This window comes from Streptomyces sp. WMMB 714 (assembly GCF_900090125.1).
Classification (GTDB): domain Bacteria; phylum Actinomycetota; class Actinomycetes; order Streptomycetales; family Streptomycetaceae; genus Streptomyces; species Streptomyces daqingensis.
Window position 1 is genome coordinate 21,283 of record NZ_FMHJ01000020.1, and the last position, 19,514, is coordinate 40,796.

The 19,514-nt window shown below is 72.6% G+C and carries 16 protein-coding genes; 6 read left to right on the top strand and 10 right to left on the bottom strand.

Going from position 1 to position 19,514, the window contains the following annotated elements; genetic code table 11:
- Positions 1 to 41: 41 nt before the first annotated feature.
- From H181DRAFT_RS27190 to H181DRAFT_RS27200, 3 genes are read right to left on the bottom strand one after another with little or no spacing between them, the layout of a single operon-like run.
- A complete protein-coding gene (locus tag H181DRAFT_RS27190) occupies positions 42 to 1,646 on the bottom strand; it encodes an acyl-CoA carboxylase subunit beta (RefSeq protein WP_045867104.1) in 1,605 nt (534 codons plus the stop codon).
- Entirely contained in the window at positions 1,643 to 3,400 is a 1,758-nt protein-coding gene (locus H181DRAFT_RS27195; protein ID WP_302622663.1) for an acyclic terpene utilization AtuA family protein, read from the bottom strand. The genes H181DRAFT_RS27190 and H181DRAFT_RS27195 overlap by 4 nt, the downstream gene beginning before the upstream one ends.
- Positions 3,397 to 4,245, bottom strand: coding sequence for a TIGR03084 family metal-binding protein (locus H181DRAFT_RS27200; protein WP_078896010.1), 849 nt, complete (start codon positions 4,243 to 4,245; stop codon positions 3,397 to 3,399). Before H181DRAFT_RS27200 ends, H181DRAFT_RS27195 begins: the two co-directional genes overlap by 4 nt.
- A gap of 312 nt (positions 4,246 to 4,557) precedes the next feature.
- On the opposite strand from H181DRAFT_RS27200, the gene H181DRAFT_RS27205 reads away from it, so the two are divergent.
- The gene (locus tag H181DRAFT_RS27205) at positions 4,558 to 5,361 is read left to right on the top strand and encodes a hypothetical protein (RefSeq protein ID WP_139131766.1); all 804 of its coding nucleotides are present in this window, start codon (positions 4,558 to 4,560) and stop codon (positions 5,359 to 5,361) included.
- 96 nt (positions 5,362 to 5,457) lie between these two features.
- Here the strand turns inward: H181DRAFT_RS27205 and H181DRAFT_RS27210 are convergent, their stop codons facing one another.
- Positions 5,458 to 8,406 (bottom strand): FAD-binding and (Fe-S)-binding domain-containing protein, encoded by a 2,949-nt coding sequence (locus H181DRAFT_RS27210; RefSeq protein ID WP_045867106.1) that lies wholly within the window; start codon positions 8,404 to 8,406, stop codon positions 5,458 to 5,460.
- Between the two features lie 191 nt (positions 8,407 to 8,597).
- On the opposite strand from H181DRAFT_RS27210, the gene H181DRAFT_RS27215 reads away from it, so the two are divergent.
- Positions 8,598 to 9,371, top strand: a complete 774-nt coding sequence (locus H181DRAFT_RS27215) for a Clp protease N-terminal domain-containing protein (RefSeq protein ID WP_074468068.1) — start codon at positions 8,598 to 8,600, stop codon at positions 9,369 to 9,371.
- 157 nt (positions 9,372 to 9,528) lie between these two features.
- Here the strand turns inward: H181DRAFT_RS27215 and H181DRAFT_RS27220 are convergent, their stop codons facing one another.
- The gene (locus H181DRAFT_RS27220; protein WP_045867135.1) at positions 9,529 to 10,317 is read right to left on the bottom strand and encodes a DUF1990 family protein; all 789 of its coding nucleotides are present in this window, start codon (positions 10,315 to 10,317) and stop codon (positions 9,529 to 9,531) included.
- 78 nt (positions 10,318 to 10,395) lie between these two features.
- On the opposite strand from H181DRAFT_RS27220, the gene H181DRAFT_RS27225 reads away from it, so the two are divergent.
- The 3 genes from H181DRAFT_RS27225 to serC all read left to right on the top strand — a co-directional run bounded on the left by H181DRAFT_RS27225 (position 10,396) and on the right by serC (position 12,880).
- Entirely contained in the window at positions 10,396 to 10,608 is a 213-nt protein-coding gene (locus tag H181DRAFT_RS27225; protein WP_045867108.1) for a hypothetical protein, read from the top strand.
- 90 nt (positions 10,609 to 10,698) lie between these two features.
- The gene (locus tag H181DRAFT_RS27230) at positions 10,699 to 11,439 is read left to right on the top strand and encodes a DUF1990 family protein (protein ID WP_052708777.1); all 741 of its coding nucleotides are present in this window, start codon (positions 10,699 to 10,701) and stop codon (positions 11,437 to 11,439) included.
- A 322-nt stretch (positions 11,440 to 11,761) separates the two neighbouring features.
- On the top strand, positions 11,762 to 12,880 hold the full coding sequence (serC, locus tag H181DRAFT_RS27235) for a phosphoserine transaminase (protein ID WP_045867109.1): 1,119 nt from the start codon (positions 11,762 to 11,764) through the stop codon (positions 12,878 to 12,880).
- A gap of 144 nt (positions 12,881 to 13,024) precedes the next feature.
- Here the strand turns inward: serC and H181DRAFT_RS27240 are convergent, their stop codons facing one another.
- On the bottom strand, positions 13,025 to 14,080 hold the full coding sequence (locus tag H181DRAFT_RS27240; protein WP_254666986.1) for an esterase-like activity of phytase family protein: 1,056 nt from the start codon (positions 14,078 to 14,080) through the stop codon (positions 13,025 to 13,027).
- Between the two features lie 166 nt (positions 14,081 to 14,246).
- Between H181DRAFT_RS27240 and H181DRAFT_RS27245 the strand changes: the two genes are divergently transcribed.
- Entirely contained in the window at positions 14,247 to 15,242 is a 996-nt protein-coding gene (locus tag H181DRAFT_RS27245; RefSeq protein ID WP_045867110.1) for an aldo/keto reductase, read from the top strand.
- 195 nt (positions 15,243 to 15,437) lie between these two features.
- Here H181DRAFT_RS27245 and H181DRAFT_RS27250 read toward each other — a convergent pair whose 3' ends face one another.
- The 4 genes from H181DRAFT_RS27250 to H181DRAFT_RS27265 all read right to left on the bottom strand — a co-directional run bounded on the left by H181DRAFT_RS27250 (position 15,438) and on the right by H181DRAFT_RS27265 (position 19,463).
- Positions 15,438 to 16,082 carry a 2'-5' RNA ligase family protein gene (locus H181DRAFT_RS27250; RefSeq protein ID WP_045867111.1) on the bottom strand — a complete coding sequence of 215 codons (645 nt, stop codon included), beginning with the start codon at positions 16,080 to 16,082 and terminating at the stop codon, positions 15,438 to 15,440.
- Positions 16,083 to 16,132: 50 nt separating this feature from the next.
- A complete protein-coding gene (locus H181DRAFT_RS27255; RefSeq protein ID WP_045867138.1) occupies positions 16,133 to 17,374 on the bottom strand; it encodes a phospholipase D-like domain-containing protein in 1,242 nt (413 codons plus the stop codon).
- A gap of 24 nt (positions 17,375 to 17,398) precedes the next feature.
- Positions 17,399 to 18,730, bottom strand: a complete 1,332-nt coding sequence (locus H181DRAFT_RS27260) for an MFS transporter (protein WP_045867139.1) — start codon at positions 18,728 to 18,730, stop codon at positions 17,399 to 17,401.
- A gap of 268 nt (positions 18,731 to 18,998) precedes the next feature.
- Entirely contained in the window at positions 18,999 to 19,463 is a 465-nt protein-coding gene (locus H181DRAFT_RS27265; RefSeq protein WP_045867112.1) for a MarR family winged helix-turn-helix transcriptional regulator, read from the bottom strand.
- Positions 19,464 to 19,514 lie beyond the last annotated feature (51 nt).

Consider the following 19,514-nt stretch of genomic DNA (forward strand, 5'->3'; position numbering starts at 1 on the left):
TCTCTGCTCCACTCCGCCGCTCATCGGCCCGTCACAGCCCCTCACATCCGGAAGACGCCGAAGCCGCCGCGCGCGCCCTCGACCGGTGCGGTGTGGATGGCGGACAGGCACATGCCCAGCACGGTGCGGGTGTCGCGCGGGTCGATCACCCCGTCGTCGTAGAGCCGCCCCGAGAGGAACATCGGCAGCGACTCGGCCTCGATCTGCTGCTCCACCATCGCCCGCAGGCCCGCGTCGGCCTCCTCGTCGAACGGCTTGCCCTTCGCCGCCGCGGACTCCCGCATGACGATCGACATCACGCCGGCGAGCTGCTGCGGGCCCATGACGGCCGACTTGGCGCTCGGCCACGCGAACAGGAACCGCGGGTCGTAGGCCCGGCCGCACATGCCGTAGTGGCCCGCGCCGTAGCTGGCGCCCATCAGCACCGACAGGTGCGGCACCTTCGAGTTGGACACCGCGTTGATCATCATGGAGCCGTGCTTGATGATGCCGCCCTGCTCGTACTCCTTGCCCACCATGTAGCCGGTGGTGTTGTGCAGGAACAGCAGCGGGATGTCGCGCTGGTTGGCGAGCTGGATGAACTGGGTGGCCTTCTGGGACTCCTCGCTGAAGAGCACGCCGCGCGCGTTGGCGAGGATGCCCAGCGGGTAGCCGTGCAGCCGCGCCCAGCCCGTGACGAGGCTCGTGCCGTAGCGCGGCTTGAACTCGTCGAAGTCGGAGCCGTCCACGACGCGGGCCACGACCTCGCGCGGGTCGAACGGCGTACGCAGGTCGCCGGGGACGACTCCGAGCAGCTCTTCCTCGTCGTACTCGGGCGGTGCCGCCGTCGCGACGGCCGGACTGCCGTGCGCCTTGCGCCAGTTGAGCCGTGAGACGACGCTCCGCGCCTGGCGCAGCGCGTCGGGCTCGTCCAGCGCGAAGTAGTCGCCGAGCCCGGAGACGCGGGTGTGCATGTCCGCGCCGCCCAGCTCCTCGTCGCCGGCCTCCTCGCCGGTCGCCATCTTCACCAGCGGCGGTCCGCCGAGGAAGACCTTCGACTGCTCCTTCACCATGATCACGTGGTCGGACATGCCGGGGACGTACGCGCCTCCCGCAGTCGAGTTGCCGAACACCACGGCCACGGTGGGGATTCCGGCCTCGGACAGCCTCGTGAGGTCGCGGAAGAGCGCGCCTCCCGGGATGAAGATCTCCTTCTGGCTGGGCAGATCGGCGCCGCCGGACTCCACGAGGCTGATGACGGGCAGCCGGTTCGCGTAGGCGATCTCGTTGGCCCGCAGCGCCTTCTTCAGCGTCCAGGGATTGCTCGCACCGCCCCGTACCGTCGGATCGTTCGCCGTGATCAGGCACTCCACGCCCTGGACCACGCCGATGCCGGTCACCAGCGACGCGCCCACCGCGTAATCGCTGCCCCAGCCGGCCAGCGGTGAGAGCTCCAGGAACGGGGTGTCCGGGTCGAGCAGCAGCTCGATCCGCTCGCGGGCGAGCAACTTGCCGCGTCCGCGGTGCCGTCGGACGTACTTCTCACCGCCGCCCGCCACCGACTTGAGCAGTTCGGCGTCGAGTTCGCCCAGCCGCTCCAGCATCGTCTCCCTTGCGGCGGCGTAGTCGTCGCCCCGCACGTCCAGCGCCGAGCCCAGCACGGTCACGGGCCCACCACCCCCTCGCAGATCTCCTCCGGCACGTCCACGTGCCGTGCACGCAGCCACTCCCCGAGCGCCTTGGCCTGCGGATCGAACCGCGCCTGGGAGGCGACTCCCTGACCGAGCAGCCCCTCGACGACGAAGTTGACCGCCCACAGGTTGGGGAAGACGTGCCGCGTAACCGCCAACCCGGCCGTCTCCGGCAGCAGTTCACGCAACGCGTCGACGGTCATCTCGTGCGCCAGCCAGCGCCACGCCGGCTCGCTGCGCACCCACACGCCCACGTTGGCGCTGCCGCCCTTGTCCCCGCTGCGCGCTCCCACGACCGTCCCCAGCGGCACCCTGCGCACCGGCCCCCGGGGCAGCGGCTCGGGCAACTCCGGTTCGGCGACCGGCCGGAGCTCCTGCGCCGTGCGGGGTGGGGGGACGTCCTCGCGGCTCCCGTCGGGCAGCACCGCGACGTGCGGTACGCGCCGGGCCTCCTCGTAGGCGGCCTCGAACACTCCGTACGGCGCGCCCTTTCCGGGCGGCGCCGTCACGTGGAAGCCGGGGAAGCTCGCCAGCGCCAGCTCGATCGCGGCGCCGCTGACGGCGCGCCCCACCGCGTCCGCGGAGGGGTCGCGAACCGCCAGCCGCAGCGTCGCGCTCGCCTCCTCCTGAACCGCGGGGTCCTCGCGGTCCGTTCGCGCGAGGGTCCACGTCACCTGTGCGGGACGGCTGCCTGCGCGCTCCAGCGCGTCCTCCATCTGCGCCTGTACGAGCGCCGCCTTGGCCTCGATGTCGAGCCCCGTCAGCACGAAGGCCACCTCGTTGCGCCAGCCGCCCATGCGGGTCAGCCCCACCTTCAGCTCGGGCGGCGGCGCCTCCCCCCGCACGCCCTCGATCCGCACCCGGTCCCTGCCCGCGTCGCGCAGGCGCACCGTGTCGAGGCGGGCGGTGACGTCCGGACCCGCGTAGCGGGCGCCGGCCGTCTCGTACAGCAGCTGCGCCGTCACCGTGCCCACGGTCACGGCGCCGCCGGTACCGGGGTGCTTGGTGATGACGGACGTGCCGTCGGCCTCGATCTCCGCGACGGGGAAGCCGGGATGGCGCACGTCGATGCCCTCCTGCGCGAAGAAGGCGTAGTTGCCGCCCGTCGCCTGCGTCCCGCACTCCAGCACGTGCCCCGCCACGACGGCGCCCGCCAGCGCGTCCCTGTCCGCGACGGACCCGTCGGCCCCGTCGGACCAGCCGAAGTGCGCGGCGGCGGCGCCGCTCACCAGCGCCGCGTCCGTGACGCGGCCGGTGACCACGATGTCGGCACCGGCGCGCAGGCACGCGCTGATCCCCCCGCCCCCGAGGTAGGCGTTGGCGGTCAGCACCCCCTCGCCCCACGAGCCCCGCGCCAGCACGTCGTCGCCCTCGACGTGCGCCACCTCGGCGGGAACCCCCACCTGTTCGCTCAACTCCCTCACCGCGTCGGCCAGTCCGGCCGGGTTCAGGCCGCCCGCGTTGACGACGATGCGTACGTTCCGCTCACGGGCGAGGGCCAGCGAGCCCTCCAGCTGCCGCAGGAACGTCCTGGCGTAGCCGCGCCCGGGGTCCTTCATGCGGTCCTTGCCGAGGATGAGCATCGTCAGCTCGGCGAGGTAGTCGCCGGTGAGGACGTCCAGCTCGCCGCCGGTGAGCATCTCCTCCATGGCCTGGAACCGGTCGCCGTAGAAGCCCGAGCAGTTCCCGACGCGCAGCACGTCCCGCCTGTTCACGTCCCGCCCGTTCACGCGCCGCTCCTCGCCGGCCGGCCCTCACCGGGCGGCCCCGCGAACGCCTGCGCGATCTCCAGCCAGCGGGAGGCGTCCGGGCCCTGCGCGTGCACTCCGGCGTCCGAGAGGTGGATCCGCTGCGTCACGAGCCTGCAGAAGCCGACCGCGTCGCCGGTCACCCGCTGCCCGGCATCGGCGGGCCCGTGCGTCCACAACTCACCGTCGACGCCCCGCAGTTCGACGCGGAACTCCTCCTCCGGCGGCTGGAGCCCGCGCACGGCGTAGGCGAAGTCCCGTGCCCGCACGCCGATCCGCACGACGTGGCGCAGCCGCCGCGTCGGCTCGCGCCGCACGCCGAGCGCGTCGGCGACGTCCTCGCCGTGCGCCCAGGTCTCCATGATCCGCGCGGTGGCCATCCCGGCTGCGCTCATCGACGGCCCGTACCAGGGGATACGAGCGCCACGCGGAACCTGCCCGAGCGCCCGCAGCAGTTCGGCGCGTCCGGTCCGCCACCGCTGAAGCAGCTCAGCCGGGGGCAGCGCGGCACCGCGCTCCGCGCCCTCGTCGACGAACCGCCCGGGCTCGGCGAGGGCGGCCTGGGCGGCGCGCCCGAAGGCGGCCTCGTCGGTGAGCGCCGTCAGCGACTGCTGGTCGGTCCAGGCCAGATGGGCGATCTGGTGCGCGACCGTCCAGCGCGGGGCGGGCGTCGGCAGGGTCCAGGACTCGGCCCCGATCTCCGCCACGAGGCCGTCCAGCGCCTCGCCTTCGTCGCGGAGGTCCGCCGACACGGCCGCAGCCGTATCGGCGGCGGTTCCACCGGCATCCGCGCCGGGACCGTCCGCGCTGCCCGCGGCTTCCGTCATCGCCCGCCCCGCTCCTCGCTCGTTCGGACCACGAGCGTGACAGCGAAGACAAAAACAAGCAAGCATGCTTGGAAAGATTCCGGACGCGACGCCGGGACGGGACGGAGCAGAACGCACTGCCGGCCGCGGCCCGAACCCCGGCGGCCGGACGCCACGGAAGCCCCACAACTCCCGCTGCACGCCGCGCATCACACGTTCCGCAACCGGTGCGGCATACGACACACAGCGGTCGTCCGGCAGTACACGCGGACGGGTACCGGCCGGTGGAACACTGCTGGTGAAGTACCGAGGGAGGGACGGACGTTGGACATCGTGGACTTACTCCTGCTGGCCCTCGCCGGCGGCCTGCTCGCCGCCGGACGGCACCTGCGCCTCCATCCGGCGAGCTGGGACAAGCGGGAGTACATCTACGCCGCCCGGTATCGCGGCGCGCGCAACGACCTGCGGCAGGCCCGCCAGCTACGGCGGTCGGTGCAGCACAGGGAACAGCGGGCGGTGGGGGCGGTGGAACGACGCCTCACTGAATCGAGCAGCAGGAGCAGAGATCTCGTCCGGTCGCTGAAGGAGGAGCGCGAGAAGCTCCGTCGGCCGCCGCTGGGACCCGCGCTGACCGATGACTTCGGGGAGCTGCGCCTGCACGAGCACCATCTGCAGTTTCTCCGCGTGGCTCCCGACGCGACCCCCGCCCCCGACGGCGACCCGTTGCGGCTGGCCCGCATCACCGTCACAACCGAGCTGTCCCCGAAGGAGAACTGCTACATCAACGTGAGGACGTCCGACGGCGACGAGCGTTCCGCCGTCTATCCGCGTCGCCAATACGAGGAGCGGGACGTCAATGCCTTCGGGATCAGGATCCGCAGACAGGCCCTGGCAGACGCGGAGTTCGCCCGCTCGCAGAAGACCAGGGACGCCGAACTGACCGCCCGCATCGACAAGATCGAGGCGGACGAGGACAGGACGAGGCAGGCGGGCCGCCGCGAGATCGAGGAACTGGTCCAGACCCAGCAGTCGGCACCCGAGCGGCTCAAGGCCGAGCAGAAGTGGGAGGAAGCCCGCAAGAAGTGGGCACGCGACGCCCACCGCCTGCCCCCTCTGTGGGCGCGGCCCTGGAAGTGACGCGGCTTCGCCGCGCCGCACCCCCAGGGCCGCGCACCGTCCGGACCCGGCCTTCCTGCCGGCCGCAAGAGCGCTACTCCGGCTGAAACCCGGTCATCACGCGTCGCTTTCCTCACCGTTGGCGGCTCCCCGCCGCTCCAGCCCCTCCGCGAGGACTTCCGCGAGATGGCGGCTGGACCGTCCTTCGAGCTGTTCCAGCTGCGTGCGGCAGGAGTAGCCGTCGGCCAGCAGCTCGGCGCCGCTGCCCGCCTCCCGCACGGCGGGCAGCAGCTGGTCCTCCGCGCAGGCGACGGACACCTCGTAATGCCCCTTCTCGAAGCCGAAGTTGCCCGCGAGGCCGCAGCAGCCCTTGCTCAACTCCCCGGTCAGACCGGCCCGTTCACGCAGCCTCCGGTCCGCTTCGTCGCCGATCACGGCGTGCTGGTGGCAGTGCGTCTGGCCTGCGACAGGACGGTCGATCCGCGGCGGCTCCCAGTCCGGGGCGTACTCCTGGAGCGTCTCGGCGAACGTCCGGACGGCCGCGGCGAGCCGCCGCGCACGCGGGTCGTCGCTCAGCAGCTCCGGGACGTCCGTGCGCAGCGCGGCCGCGCACGGCGGCTCCAGAACGGTCACGGGGAGGCCCGCGTCCAGTGCGGGCTCGATGTGGTCGAGCGTGCGGCGCATGACGGCGCGGGCCAGATCGAGCTGCCCTGTCGAGACGTACGTCAGCCCGCAGCACACCTGCTTCGGCGGCACGGTGATCCGCAGACCGGCGTCCTCCAGGACCCGCACGGCCGCCGAACCGGCTTCCGGCGAAAGGTAGTTGGTGAACGTGTCCGGCCACAGCACCAGCGTCTTCCCGGCCTTGCCGCCATCGCCCCGCGGCCCTCCGCGCCCCGCGTCCTTGCCGCGCTGCCTGCGCCACCACCGCGTGAAGGGCTCCGCCGCGAGCGGCGGGATGTCCCGCTCCGGCGCGATACCGCCCAGCCGCTTCGCGATCGCCGCCAGCGGCCGTACGCGGGCGGCGGCGTTGAGCAGCGGCGCCGTCCTGCTCGCCGCCGCGAGCCGCAGCCACTGCGGGAGCCGGCCCATCGAGTGGTGCGCCATCGGGCGCCGCCTGCCCTGGTAGTGGTGGTGCATGAACTCGGCCTTGTAGGTGGCCATGTCGACGTTCACGGGACAGTCGCTGCGGCATCCCTTGCACGACAGGCACAGGTCGAGTGCGTCGTGCACCTCCTCCGACTGCCAGCCGCCGGTGACGACTTCACCGGCGAGCATCTCGTGCAGCAGCCGGGCGCGCCCGCGCGTCGAGTGCCGCTCCTCGCCCGTGGCGCGGAAGGACGGGCACATCACACCCGAACCGGCTTCCGTGTTGCGGCACTTGGCCACGCCGACGCAGCGCCGCACCGCAGCGGAGAAGTCGCCGCCGTCGTGCGGGTAGCCGAACTCCACGTCGACCGGCTCGCGCGGCAGCGGTGCGAAGCGCAGGTTCTCGTCGATGCGTGCGGGCCGCACCAGCATGCCCGGGTTGAGGCCCCCGGCCGGGTCCCAGAGGTCCTTGAACCGCCCGAAGAGCTCCACCATCTCGGGTCCGTACATCTTCGGCAGCAGCTCGGCCCGCGCCTGGCCGTCGCCGTGCTCGCCGGAGAGCGAGCCGCCGTGCTCGACCACGAGGTCGGCCAGCTCGTAGGAGAACGTCCGGAACCGGCGGATCCCCTCGTCGCCGAGCAGGTCGAAGTCGATGCGCACGTGGATGCAGCCGTCGCCGAAGTGCCCGTACGGCAGCCCCCGCAGCCCGTGCTGCCGCAGCAGTGCGCGGAAGTCGCGCAGGTACGCCCCGAGCCGGGCGGGCGGCACGGCGCAGTCCTCCCAGCCGGGCCACGCTTCGCTGTCCCCTTCGCCGCCGGGCCCGCCCGGCATCCGCGTCGCCGTACCGGAGGCGTCCTCGCGGATGCGCCACAGCGCGCGCTGCGCGGCAGGCGGGACGACCAGCCGGTGATCCGTCACGCCGTCCGCCGCCGCACGGCACAGCTCGGCCGCCCTCGACCGCGCGTGCGCCTCGTCGTCGCCGCCGACCTCGACGAACAGCCAGGCACCGCCGCGCGGCAGGTCCGTCCTGGCGGCGTCGGAGACGAGGTCGTTGGCCATGCCCTCGACGGTCAGCGGCCCGTGCGGCAGCAGTCCGGCGGCGGCCTCCGCGGCGGCGCTCTCGTCGGGGTAGCCGAGCACCGCCAGGACGCGTGCCCCCGGCGCGGGCACCAGCCCGACCGTCGCGCGGGTCAGCAGACCGAGCGTCCCCTCGCTGCCTGTGAACACCCTGGCCCAGTCCTCGCCCTTCTCGGGCAGCAGCTCGTCCAGCGCGTAACCCGAGATGCGGCGCGGGAGTTCGGGGAAGCCGGTCCGCAGCCGCGTCATCTCCTGCCGCACCAGCTCCCGTGCGCCCTCCCGCAGCCGGGCCGGGACGCCCTCGCCACCGGGGGCCAGGAGCATCCGTTCCCCTGCGTACCCGAGGACGTGGAGTTCGCGGACGTTGTCGGCGGTCGTGCCCCAGGCCACCGAGTGGGAGCCGCAGGAATTGTTGCCGATCATCCCGCCGAGCGTGCACCGGCTGTGCGTGGAGGGGTCGGGGCCGAAGGTGAGGCCGTGCGGGGCCGCCGCGTCGCGGAGCCTGTCGAGGATGGTTCCGGGCTGTACGACGGCGGTCCGGGCCGCGGGGTCGATGTGCTCGATGCGGTCCATGTGGCGTGTGAAGTCCAGGACGACGCCCGTGCCCGTGGCCTGCCCCGCGATCGACGTCCCTGCGCCGCGCGCGACCACCGGCACGTTCCGCTCGCGGCAGACGGCGAGCACCGCGGCCACGTCGTCCGCGTCGCGGGGGGCGACGACGCCCATCGGCACGCGCCGGTAGTTCGAGGCGTCCATCGTCACGAGCGCCCGCGAGGTGGTGGAGAACTCGACCTCGCCTCCGACGGCCGCTCTGAGCGCCGCCTCCACCTCGTCCGCTTCGGCCCGCGGCGCCGTCGCGTCGCTGTGCCGCCCTGCCGCCTGACTGTCCGTGCCTCGCATGCGTCCCCGGGAGTCCCGGCCCGCCGCATCCCGTGCCTGTGCCATGGGACAAGCGTGCACGCTGAACACCTCCGAACGGCACCCTCCCCCGGAGGCGATGCGCCGAGTCGAGCCGCCCGCCCGTGGAGGACACCGGTCGAGCGTCAACCAAGGGTTGACACCCTCGCGGGCGTCAACCTACCGTTGACACCATGGTGAACCCGACCCCCATGACCCCCACCGTCCGCCTCGACGACCTCATCGAGGCCATCAAGAAGGTGCACACGGAAGTCCTCGACCAGCTCTCCGACGCCGTCATCGCCGCGGACCACCTCGGCGACGTCGCCGACCACCTGATCGGCCACTTCGTGGATCAGGCGCGGCGATCCGGCGCGTCCTGGACGGAGATCGGCAAGAGCATGGGCGTCACCCGGCAGGCGGCCCAGAAGCGCTTCGTGGCGAAGGGCCCGGGCGAGAACTCGGACCTCGACCCCGGCCAGGGCTTCAGCCGCTTCACCCCGCGGGCGAGGAACGTGGTCGCCGCCTCGCACAACGAGGCCCACGCCGCGGGCAACGACGAGATCCGCACCGAGCACCTCGTGCTGGGACTGCTCAGCGAACCGGAGGCCCTCGCGGCGAAGGCGATCACCGCCCAGGGCGTGACGCCGGAGTCCGTACGGGAGGCCGCGGCAGCGGCGCTGCCTCCCGCCGCCGACGAGGTGCCCGACCTGATCCCCTACGACGCGGGGGCGCGCAAGGCCCTGGAGCTGACCTTCCGGGAAGCCCTGCGACTCGGCCACAACTATGTCGGCACGGAGCATCTGCTGCTCGCGTTGCTGGAGTTCGAGGACGGCGACGGCGTGCTCACCGGCCTCGGCGTCCGCAAGGCCGCCGCGGAGGAGCACGTCGTCCAGCTCCTCGAAGCAGTCGCGGCCCGCGTACAGGAGGAGCCCCGGGAGCGCGGCACGGACGGCGCCGAGGAGTGACGGAACGACGGGCGACGCCCCGGGACGACGCCCACAGGTGACGACCACGGAGGACCGGAGCGACCCGGGAGACGGGCCGGCGGCGCGGCGCAGGAAGGCCGGACGCGCGTCCACCCGTCGGCCTCCGGTCGCGTCCGTCGGCCTCCCGCCGCGTCCGTCAGCCTCCCGCCGCCCCCGCCGCGTCCGCCGCGTCCGCCGCGTCAGACGTGCCCCGGCGGCAGAGCTCCTCGGGGATGCTGCGGGTGTCGATGCGGACGCCTCCCACGACGCGCCCGCCCGCGACGGCCGCGGCCCGCAGGCAGAAGTGGACCCACATGTTGAACTGCATCTCCTTGGCCACGCGGAGTCTGCTGTAGAGCAGGTCGGCCAGCCTGTCCCCCGCCCTCGACCAGGCCTCCGTCCGGAACTCGAGCAGCCCGTCCTCGGCGGTACGCGCGCTGAACTGGATCTGCCCCGCCTCCAGATGGCCGCGCAGCGTCCCCAGGCGGAACGACGTCGCGTCGCAGTGCAGGACCCGGACGGGCCCGTCCCAGGGACCCGGCATCTGCACGCGGTACTCGTCCCCCTCGCACGGCGGACCCGCCTTCCCCCGCGTCTTGTGGAAGACCGCGACGGTCGACGGCGCCACCCTGTTCAAGTTGGCGGCGACGGCCTCCATCAGCTCCTCGGGAGTCATCGCGGCACCCTCGATCCGCACGGCGAACCGCCGGCGGAACATCGGCCCGACGCCGTCCGAGAGCGGCTTGCTCCACTCGTCGGTGAGGTGCTCGGCGAGCCGCGGCGGAAGGTCGTCCGCGTCCCCCGGAGTCTCGCTGCGGTGAAGCGCCGTCACCCGCCACAGGTACTGCCACGAGACGAGCAGCACGCCCAGCGGGAAGCGCAGCACGGCTCCCGCCCTGCGTCCCGGTGAAGGCCCCTGCGGAGGTGCTGCATGCGGTGTGGACATGCCCTTCATGACACCATGTGCACTATTCGTCCGCTTATCGGAGCCGTCCCGCCGATCGCTGAGAAGGAGGCCGGTGACGTGACCGCGAAGGTGATCCACCGTCTCGGAGTCCGCAGCTCGTACATCCAGACCGCGGCCATGGGCTCCGTCGCCCTGTGCCTCACGCTGTGGATGCGGGCCGCAGGTCTCGACCAGGACGAACGCGGCAACGCGGAGCGCCGGGCCATCTTCGTGGGCCTGTGGGGCCCCACCCTGTGGACGATCAGCCAGTCGGTGGCGGAACTGGAGTGACGGCCCGCCGGGCGGCACGCCTCGCGGCCTCCCCGTCCACGCCGCTGGCGACGTCCGTCCCGCGGCCGCCGGAGACCAGTGAGGCGCACCATGCCGCGTGAGCGACGCCTGTACCGCGAGGAGGCCGTACGGGCCCTGCGCGCCCTGGCCTCCCTCGACGTCAACCACCCCGGGCCGGCGCCACGGCCGGGGACCGAAGGCGGGTGGCACATCGACACCCTCGTGCAACCCCTCCCGCCGGAGGCCGCCGGCGACCCCGTCCCCGGCGGTTCGTGGGAGACCGCCCGCCGCCTCGTCCGGGACTACCAGTTCGCGGAACCCCGCATCCTCCGTTCCGTCTACGACGCGACGACCCCGCTGCTGGGCCGGGACATGCTGCTCGAAGGGCGGTTCTACGGGCTCCGCTTCGACCTGGGCGTACGGGTGACCAGCGTCACGGACGACGTCCACGGCTCCGGCGAGCACGCCCGCCGCGTATGGGGCTGGAGCTACCGGACGCTCCAGGGCCACCTCGAACAGGGCGAGCTGACCTACGAGGTGGTCAAGCATCTGCACACCGGCGCCGTCGACTTCGTCATCACCGGCTACTCGCGGCGGGCACCCATCCGCAGACCGCTCATCCGCATCGGGTTCCTGCTGTTCGGACGGCTCACGCAGCGCCGCTTCTACCGCAGGAGCGCGAAGCGGCTGTACCGGCTGCTCCAGGGCGAGCTGCGCGGCGTCCCCGCCGCCGCCCTGCGCACACATCCGGCCGACGGCCGTGTCGTCGTCGCCCCGGCCGCGGCGCCCCTCCCGAAGCCCGTCCACGGCGTCCCGCACCACCGGGACTGACCCCCGCCGCGCCCTGCCGGGCCGGCACCGCGACCGTGCCGGCCTGGCAGAACCACGATTGAACTCCGCGTGAACGGAGACCCGACAGGATGCATCCTGTAGCGCTGCACCGGATGAAGGCGGCGGTAGTTGGGAACACAGCGCCGTCGCCGCTCCCTCCCCCGCGGGGGAACATGCCTTTCGCGGGGGAGGTCCGGTCCGGGCCCGCCCGCCGTCACGGGAGCGCGCCCCCGGACGCCGCTTCAGCGCGTCCGACCTGCCCGGCGTCTCACCGGGTGGACCTCGCCCCCTGCCGTGTAAAGCGACGCACTACCCTTCACCTGTGGCTGATCTCCAGATTCCCGCTGACATCAAGCCCGCCGACGGTCGATTCGGCTCGGGCCCGTCCAAGGTACGTACGGAGGCACTGGCCGCCCTGGCTGCCACCGGTACGTCACTGCTCGGCACCTCGCACCGCCAGGCCCCGGTCAAGAACCTGGTCGGCAGCGTGCGCGAAGGTGTCAAGGAGCTCTTCCAGCTCCCCGACGGCTACGAGGTGGTCCTCGGCAACGGCGGCACCACCGCCTTCTGGGACATCGCGACGCACGGCCTGATCGAGCGCACGTCGCAGCACCTCTCCTTCGGCGAGTTCTCCAGCAAGTTCGCCAAGGCCGCCAAGCAGGCGCCGTGGCTCGGCGATCCGACGGTCGTCGAGTCGGAGCCCGGCACGCACCCGCGGCCCCGCGCCGAGGCGGGCACCGACGTGTACGCCCTCACCCACAACGAGACCTCGACCGGCGTCGCCATGCCGATCGAGCGGGTGCCGGGCGCCGACGACGGCGCACTCGTGCTGGTGGACGCCACCTCCGGCGCCGGCGGCCTCCCCGTCGACGTGAGCGAGAGCGACGTCTACTACTTCGCCCCGCAGAAGTCCTTCGCGTCGGAGGGCGGGCTGTGGATCGGCCTCTTCTCGCCCGCCGCCCTGGAACGGGCCGAGCGGATCGCCTCGTCCGGCCGTCACATCCCGGCGTTCTTCGATCTGCGGACGGCGATCGACAACTCGCGCAAGAACCAGACGTACAACACCCCCGCCCTCTCCACGCTCTTCCTGCTGGCGGACCAGCTGAACTGGATCAACGGTCAGGGCGGGCTCGACTGGGCGGTGCGCCGCACGGCCACCTCCGCGCGGACGCTCTACGGATGGGCCGAGGAAGCCAAGTTCGCGTCGCCGTTCGTCACCGACCCGGCGCAGCGCTCGCAGGTCGTCGGCACGATCGACTTCAACGACGACGTCGACGCCGCCGCCGTCGCGAAGGTGCTGCGCGCCAATGGCGTCGTCGACACCGAGCCCTACCGGAAGCTGGGCCGCAACCAGCTCCGCGTCGCGATGTTCCCGGCGGTCGAGCCCTCCGACGTGGAGGCGCTGACGCGCTGCGTGGACTACGTGATCGAGCACCTTTAGGAGCCGCACGCCACGAGGGCGGGCGGGGACGTACGCGTCCCCGCCCGCCTTTCGCGTGTGCGGCGGGCCCGGCGGATGCGGGGCGCGGCGCCTGCGGCAGGGCGCCCGCGGCAGGTCCGGGCGCGGCAGGTCCGTGACGCGGGATCAGCCGCGACGGCGGAAGAGCCGCCGCAGCACCACCCACAGCCCCACGACCGCGGCGACCGTGAGCCCCCCGACGACCACGTTCCGGTCGGCGGGCCCGTCCCCGCCGGGGGAGGCGCCGCTGCCCCCGCGCGCACTGTCCGAACCCTTCTCACGCGCCTCGACGGTCTCCGGCAGCAGCTCCCCGTCCAGCTCCAGCGGGGCGACGAGGCTCTTCTCGCCCTCCGCCCCGCACATCAGCGTGCGGCCGTCCGGTGTGAAGGTGACCGACTCGCCCTGGCCGGTCAGAGGGGGATTCACGGGGCGGTCGAGCGCCTTCGGCTTCCCGTCGCGCCACCTGAACATCTCGCCGCCCAGATAGCTGCGCAGCACGAGGCGCGTCCCGTCCGGTGAGAAGGCGCCGTCGGTCGCCGTGATCTCCGTACGGGCGATCCTGCGGAAGACGTTCACGCCGGACGTCGAGAGCTGCCCGGGGCCCTCGTAGATGCCGCCGTCCCGCTTCTGGCTCTTGCTCGCGATGTAGACCCGGCCGGTCTTCGGATGCACCATCAGCGACTCGGCGTCGCGCGGCCCGTCGGCGTACCGCACGGTGTAGCGGGCCGGGGTGACGGTCGCGTCCCGCAGCCGCTCCGGCTCGTCGAAGCGGTAGATCCACACCTCGCTCCAGCCGCCGTTGAGGTTGTCGCCGATGTCGCCGACGTACACGGCGCCGTCCGGGCCGATCGAGATGCCCTCCACGTCGCGGGGGTCGATGCCCTGGAGGGTGACCGTCGCGACCGTCTTCCCGGTGGCGGAGTCGACCGCGTAGACGTACGGCCCGTCGTCCGAGTCGTTGTGCGTCCAGTAGACCCCCTTGTGCCTGCGGCTCGCGGCGAGCCCGCTGGACTCGGTGATACGGGGGCTCTCGATACGGAAGGACTCCGGTACACCGTCCCCGTCGGCCGCGGGCGCGGCCGCAGCGGCGGCGTGAGCACCCGTCAGCGAACCGAACGTGGCAAAGGCAGCGACCCCGACGACCCCGACGACCGCGACGACGCGGCGCACAAGCACAGACATGGGGCCCAGTCTCCAGCATCGGCGCGCGGCCCGCCCCGCCCTCGCGGGGCCCCGCGGCCGGACGGCACCGGCGCCCGGCTCCCGGCGGGACCTGCGGGCGTCGCGCCCGGGCGCGGACGGGCCGGGGCTTGCTTCGAGTCCGCTCCAGCAGCTTGGCTGTCCGGATATGAAGTACACGCAGCTTGGACGGACAGGACTCAAGGTCAGCCGCCTCGTGCTGGGGACGATGAACTTCGGCCCGCAGACCGACGAGAGCGACAGCCACGCGATCATGGACGCCGCACACGGTGCGGGCATCAACTTCTTCGACACCGCCAACGTGTACGGCTGGGGCGAGAACAAGGGCCGCACGGAGTCGATCCTCGGCACCTGGTTCGCCAAGGGCGGCGGCCGCCGCGAGAAGACCGTGCTGGCCACGAAGGTCTACGGGAACATGGGCACCGACGGTGAGCCCTGGCCCAACCAGGACCGCCTCTCGGCGCTGAACATCCGCAGGGCGGTGGACGCCAGCCTGAAGCGCCTCCAGACCGACTACATCGACCTCTACCAGTTCCACCACGTCGACCGGGCGACGCCGTGGGAGGAGATCTGGCAGGCGGTCGACGTCCTCGTGCAGCAGGGCAAGATCCTCTACGCGGGCTCCTCCAACCACGCCGGCTGGCACATCGCCCGAGCCAACGAGACGGCCGCGCGCCGCGGCACGTACGGCCTCGTCAGCGAGCAGTGCCTGTACAACCTCGCCGAACGCCGGGCGGAGATGGAGGTCGTCCCCGCGGCGCAGGCGTACGGCCTGGGGGTCATCCCCTGGTCGCCGCTGCACGGCGGCCTGCTGGGCGGCGCCATCCGCAAGGCGGAGCAGGGGGAGTCCGGACGCACGGCGTCGGGACGGTCGGCGGACGCGCTGTCGAACACGAAGGTGCGGGAGCAGATCCAGCGGTACGAGGACCTGCTCGCGGAGCACGGGCTGGAACCCGGTGAGACCGCGCTCGCCTGGCTGCTCACCCGGCCCGGCGTGACGGGACCGATCGTCGGCCCCCGCACCGCGGAACAGCTCGACTCCGCGGTCCGGGCCGTGGAGCTGGAGCTGAGCGACGAGCTCCTCGCGTCCCTCGACGAGATCTTCCCCGGCCCGGGCCCCAGCCCGGAAGCCTTCGCCTGGTAGGCGGGCCGTACGCGCGGCGTCACGGCCGCGCCCCGCCGCGCCCTGGGGGCGGCGGGGCGCGGCCCCTGCCGTTCTGCTCCGCTCAGCCGCCCACGGCGGCCGCGATGGCCACCACGATGAGCAGCAGCACCAGCGCACCGCTGACGATGCGCGTCCTCGTCTTGGTATTCACGCCCCCAACCGTAACCGGACGGTTCAACCGCCCAGCGGCCAGGCCGCGACCTTCTCGTAGCGCGGCTGCTCCCCGGGAACACCGCTGTCGGGCAGGTTGCTGCGTACGAGGGCGAGTTCGTCCGCCGTCCAGGACCTGCCGCGGAAGGCGCCGAGCGCCGCGGCGTACGGACGCAGATCCACCGCCCCCTTCACGGGACGGGCCACGGTCAGGTGCGGCGTGAAGCGCCGGGAGTCCTCCGTCTCCACCCCGGCCCGGCGTCCCGCCGCGGCTGCCGCCGCCGCCAGCCGCCGCACCGCCTCGACCGGCCGCACCCCTGGGCGCGCCCGCCCGGGCCGCGCCGCCGCGACGGTGCCGCTCCCGTCGCCGTCCTCACCGTCGTCGAGTCCGGCCCACAGCGCGCGGTCGCCGAAGCGTCCCGCTCCGGCGATCCTCAGCCGCAGGGGGCGTGCGCGGCCGGCGGCCCGTGCCAGCCGCTCCTCGAGGGAGGGCAGGACGGCGTCCGGCACCTCGCCGTAGAAGGCCAGGGTGATGTGCCAGTTGGACCGGTCCGTCCAGCGCAGCTGCCCGGATCCCGCCATCGAGTGCAACTGCCCCACCGCTTCAGCGAGTTGACCGGGCCCGTCCAGGACGTCGGCGGGCGGCAGCAGAGCCGCGAAGAGTCTCATGCGACAAGGATGCCGCCCACCGCGGACATCACACCCGGCGCCCGGACTCCTCAGAGGAAGCGGCGGAGAGGCCGGACCGCGGCCTCCCGCAGCCGCTCCGCGAAAGCCCGGCGCCGCCAGTGCCGCATGGAGACCGGCTCGCTCAGGCCCATGTCGTCGTCGAAGTGGCCGTCCAGCGTCGCGGTGAAGGACTCGTCCATCACCGCGAGCATCACTTCCTCGTCGTGGTCGAGCGAGCGCCGGTTGAGGTTGGTCGAGCCGACGAGCGACACCACGCCGTCCACGGTGACGATCTTGGCGTGCAGCATCGTCGGCCGGTACTGCCAGATCCGCACTCCCGCGGCGAGCAGTTCCTCGTAGTAGCGCTGCCCGGCGAGCTGGCAGACCCGCTTGTCCGTGTAGGCCCCCGGCAGCAGGATGTCGACCTCGACTCCGCGCCGTGCCGTGTCCGTCAGCAGTTCGATGAAGTAGGCGTCGGGAGCGAAGTAGGCCGTCGTGAGACGCACGCGGCTGCGCGCCGACTCCAGGACGACGCGCAGCAGGGTCTGCATGTCCTGCCAGCCGAAGCTCGCCGACCCCCGCACGACCTGCACGACGGACTCGCCGGCCGCCTCCTGCTCGACGAACCGGTCGTGGTCGTCGAAGAGTTCGTTGTGGCACTCGGCCCAGTTCTGGGCGAACGCGGCGCAGATCCCGTCCACGGCCGGGCCGCGCAGCTCCACGTGCGTGTCCCGCCACTCGCCCTCGTGACGGGCGTTCCCGCACCACTCCTCCGCGATGCCCACGCCGCCGGTGAACGCGACCCGCTCGTCGACGACCAGCACCTTGCGGTGGCAGCGGTGGTTCTGCTTGACGGGCGAGATCCACATCGGCTTGCGGAACCACACGACCTGGACGCCGGCCGCGGACATCTCCTCCAGCAGATCCTTCTCGATGAGCCGGCTGCCGAACCCGTCCAGCAGGAGCCGCACGCGGACGCCCTCACGGGCGCGGCCCGCGAGAGCGCGGGCGAACTCGCGGGCGATCTCGCCCCGCCAGTACACGAACGTCATCATGTCGACGGTGTGCCGCGCGGAGCGGATCGCCTCCAGCATCGCCGGGAAGATCTCGTCGCCGTTGCGCAGTGCCCGCAGGGAGTTGCCCTCGGTGGCCGCGACGCCGATGAGGCGCTCCAGCCGTCGCCGTACCGACTGGACGCTCTCCCCGCCACCCGCCGAACGGGGGGCGGGAAGGCTCTCGGACCCTTGGAGTTCCTCGGTCCGGGACGCCCCGGGCGATTCCGCCATGCTCATGCCGATGAGCATACGGTCTGTCCGTTACGCCGCAGAAGGCACCCTCTCGCGCTCGCTGCCCGGCCCGGCCGGAGCGGCGCTCTTCGGTCCGGTGTCCGGCTCCGGACCGGATTCGCGCGGCACGAACCTCAGATGCCGGTGCCCGCGCCGCATGTCGAAACGGAGCCGCAGGCCGCCGGCGCGCGCCAGGGCGAGCCCGACTCCCACCGCGACGACGGCGGAGACGACACCGCCCGACAGGAAGCCGACGCGCGCCCCGAAGGTGTCGGTGATCCAGCCCATGATCGGCCCGCCGATCGGCGTACCGCCCATGAAGACCATCATGTAGAGGCTCATCACCCGGCCCCGCATCGCGGGGTCCGAGGCGAGCTGCACGCTGGAGTTCGCGGTGACGTTGAACGTCAGCCCCATGATGCCGATGGGCGCCATCAGGGCCGCGAACAGCCAGAAGGACGGCGTCAGGGCGGCCAGCACCTCCAGCACGCCGAACAGCAGCGCGGCCCCGGCCATGAGCCGCATCCGGGACGTACCGCGGCGCGCGGACAGCAGCGCCCCCGCCACCGATCCGACGGCCATCAGCGTGTTGAGCAGCCCGTACGTGCCGGCGCCCTCCTGGAACACGCGGTCCGTGAACGCCGTGAGCCAGATCGGGAAGTTGAAGCCGAAGGTGCCCACGAAGCCGACCAGCACGATGGGCCACATCAGCTCGGGGTGGCTGCGCACGTAGCTCAGCCCCTCGCGGAGCTGGCCCTTGCAGCGCGGGACCCGCTCGGTGCGGTGCAGCTCCCCGGTGCGCACCAGCAGCAGGCTCGCGACGGGCGCGATGAAGGAGAGGCCGTTGAAGAGGAAGGCCCAGCCGCTTCCGACGGCGGCGATCAGCACGCCGGCGACGGCGGGCCCGACGAGCCGGGCGCTCTGGAAGTTCGCCGAGTTGAGGGAGACCGCGTTGCGTATCTGGGCGGGCCCGACCATCTCGGAGACGAAGGTCTGCCGGGCCGGGTTGTCGACCACCGTGGCGAGGCCCAGCACGAAGGCCAGTACGTAGACGTGCGCGATGTGCACGTGCCCGCTGAGCGTGAGGACGGCGAGGGCCAGTCCGGTCAGGCCCATGACGGACTGCGTGGCCAGCAGCAGCCGGCGCTTGTCGCAGCGGTCGGCGATCAGACCGCCGTAGAGCCCGAAGAGCAGCATCGGCAGGAACTGGAGCGCCGTGGTGATGCCGACGGCGGTGGCGGAGCCGGTGAGGCTCAGGACCAGCCAGTCCTGGGCGATGCGCTGCATCCAGGTACCGGTGTTGGAGACGGCCTGCCCCATGGCGAACAGCCGGTAGTTGCGGATGCGCAGGGAGCTGAACATCGACGGCTTGCGGGCCTCGCCGGGTTCCTGCTCCTCGGCGCGGGGCCCGGGTTCCGCGCTGTTCGGGGGTGGTGCGGCGCCGGCGGCGGCCGGGGCGCGGGTCGTGGTCTCGCCGACCGTCTCGTCCGCGGCGGTGGCCGGGGCGCGGGTCGTGGTGTCGGTTGCGGGCTCGTCCTGTGGTGCGGGTGCGGAATGTGCTCCGTTGCCCGTACTCAAATCAGGTTCGCCTCCTCTTCTCCGTCGTGGCGTGTGCGTCTTGTCCTGCTCCTCATGAGTGGGCGAGTTTCTCCAGCACGGGGGCCGCGGCAGCCAGCCGCTCCCACTCGTCCTCGTCGAGCTGTCCGGCGAGCTCGGCCAGCCAGGCGTTCCGCTTCTCGCGGCTCGCGGCGAGCATCGACTCGGCCCGCTCGGTCTGCGTGACCGTCTTCTGGCGGCGGTCCTCGGGATGCGGTTCCAGGCGGACCAGCCCCTTGGCCTCCAGCATCGCGACGATACGAGTCATCGACGGAGGCTGCACGTGCTCCTTGCGGGCAAGCTCGCTGGGCGTCGCGGAACCGCAGCGGGCGAGGGTGCCGAGCACCGACATCTCGGTCGGGCTCAGCGACTCGTCCACACGCTGGTGCCTCAGGCGCCGCGAGAGGCGCATGACGCCGGTACGCAGAGCGTTCACAGCTGCCATGTCGGGTTCGCTGTCGCGGAGTGGGGGTGTGGTGCGCTCGGGCGTTTCCGGCATGTCGTTAGCGTAACTCATTACCCAAGCTAAAGAACAGCTGGAAGCGGGGTC

Coding starts and splice junctions, on each gene's coding strand:
- H181DRAFT_RS27200 (WP_078896010.1), bottom strand. CDS start 4,245: ATGACGGAAGCCGCGGGCAGCGCGGACGGTCCCGGCGCGGATGCCGGT.
- H181DRAFT_RS27210 (WP_045867106.1), bottom strand. CDS start 8,406: ATGCGAGGCACGGACAGTCAGGCGGCAGGGCGGCACAGCGACGCGACG.
- H181DRAFT_RS27215 (WP_074468068.1), top strand. CDS start 8,598: ATGGTGAACCCGACCCCCATGACCCCCACCGTCCGCCTCGACGACCTC.
- H181DRAFT_RS27220 (WP_045867135.1), bottom strand. CDS start 10,317: ATGTCCACACCGCATGCAGCACCTCCGCAGGGGCCTTCACCGGGACGC.
- H181DRAFT_RS27230 (WP_052708777.1), top strand. CDS start 10,699: ATGCCGCGTGAGCGACGCCTGTACCGCGAGGAGGCCGTACGGGCCCTG.
- H181DRAFT_RS27240 (WP_254666986.1), bottom strand. CDS start 14,080: ATGTCTGTGCTTGTGCGCCGCGTCGTCGCGGTCGTCGGGGTCGTCGGG.
- H181DRAFT_RS27245 (WP_045867110.1), top strand. CDS start 14,247: ATGAAGTACACGCAGCTTGGACGGACAGGACTCAAGGTCAGCCGCCTC.
- H181DRAFT_RS27250 (WP_045867111.1), bottom strand. CDS start 16,082: ATGAGACTCTTCGCGGCTCTGCTGCCGCCCGCCGACGTCCTGGACGGG.
- H181DRAFT_RS27255 (WP_045867138.1), bottom strand. CDS start 17,374: ATGAGCATGGCGGAATCGCCCGGGGCGTCCCGGACCGAGGAACTCCAA.
- H181DRAFT_RS27260 (WP_045867139.1), bottom strand. CDS start 18,730: ATGTTCAGCTCCCTGCGCATCCGCAACTACCGGCTGTTCGCCATGGGG.
- H181DRAFT_RS27265 (WP_045867112.1), bottom strand. CDS start 19,463: ATGCCGGAAACGCCCGAGCGCACCACACCCCCACTCCGCGACAGCGAA.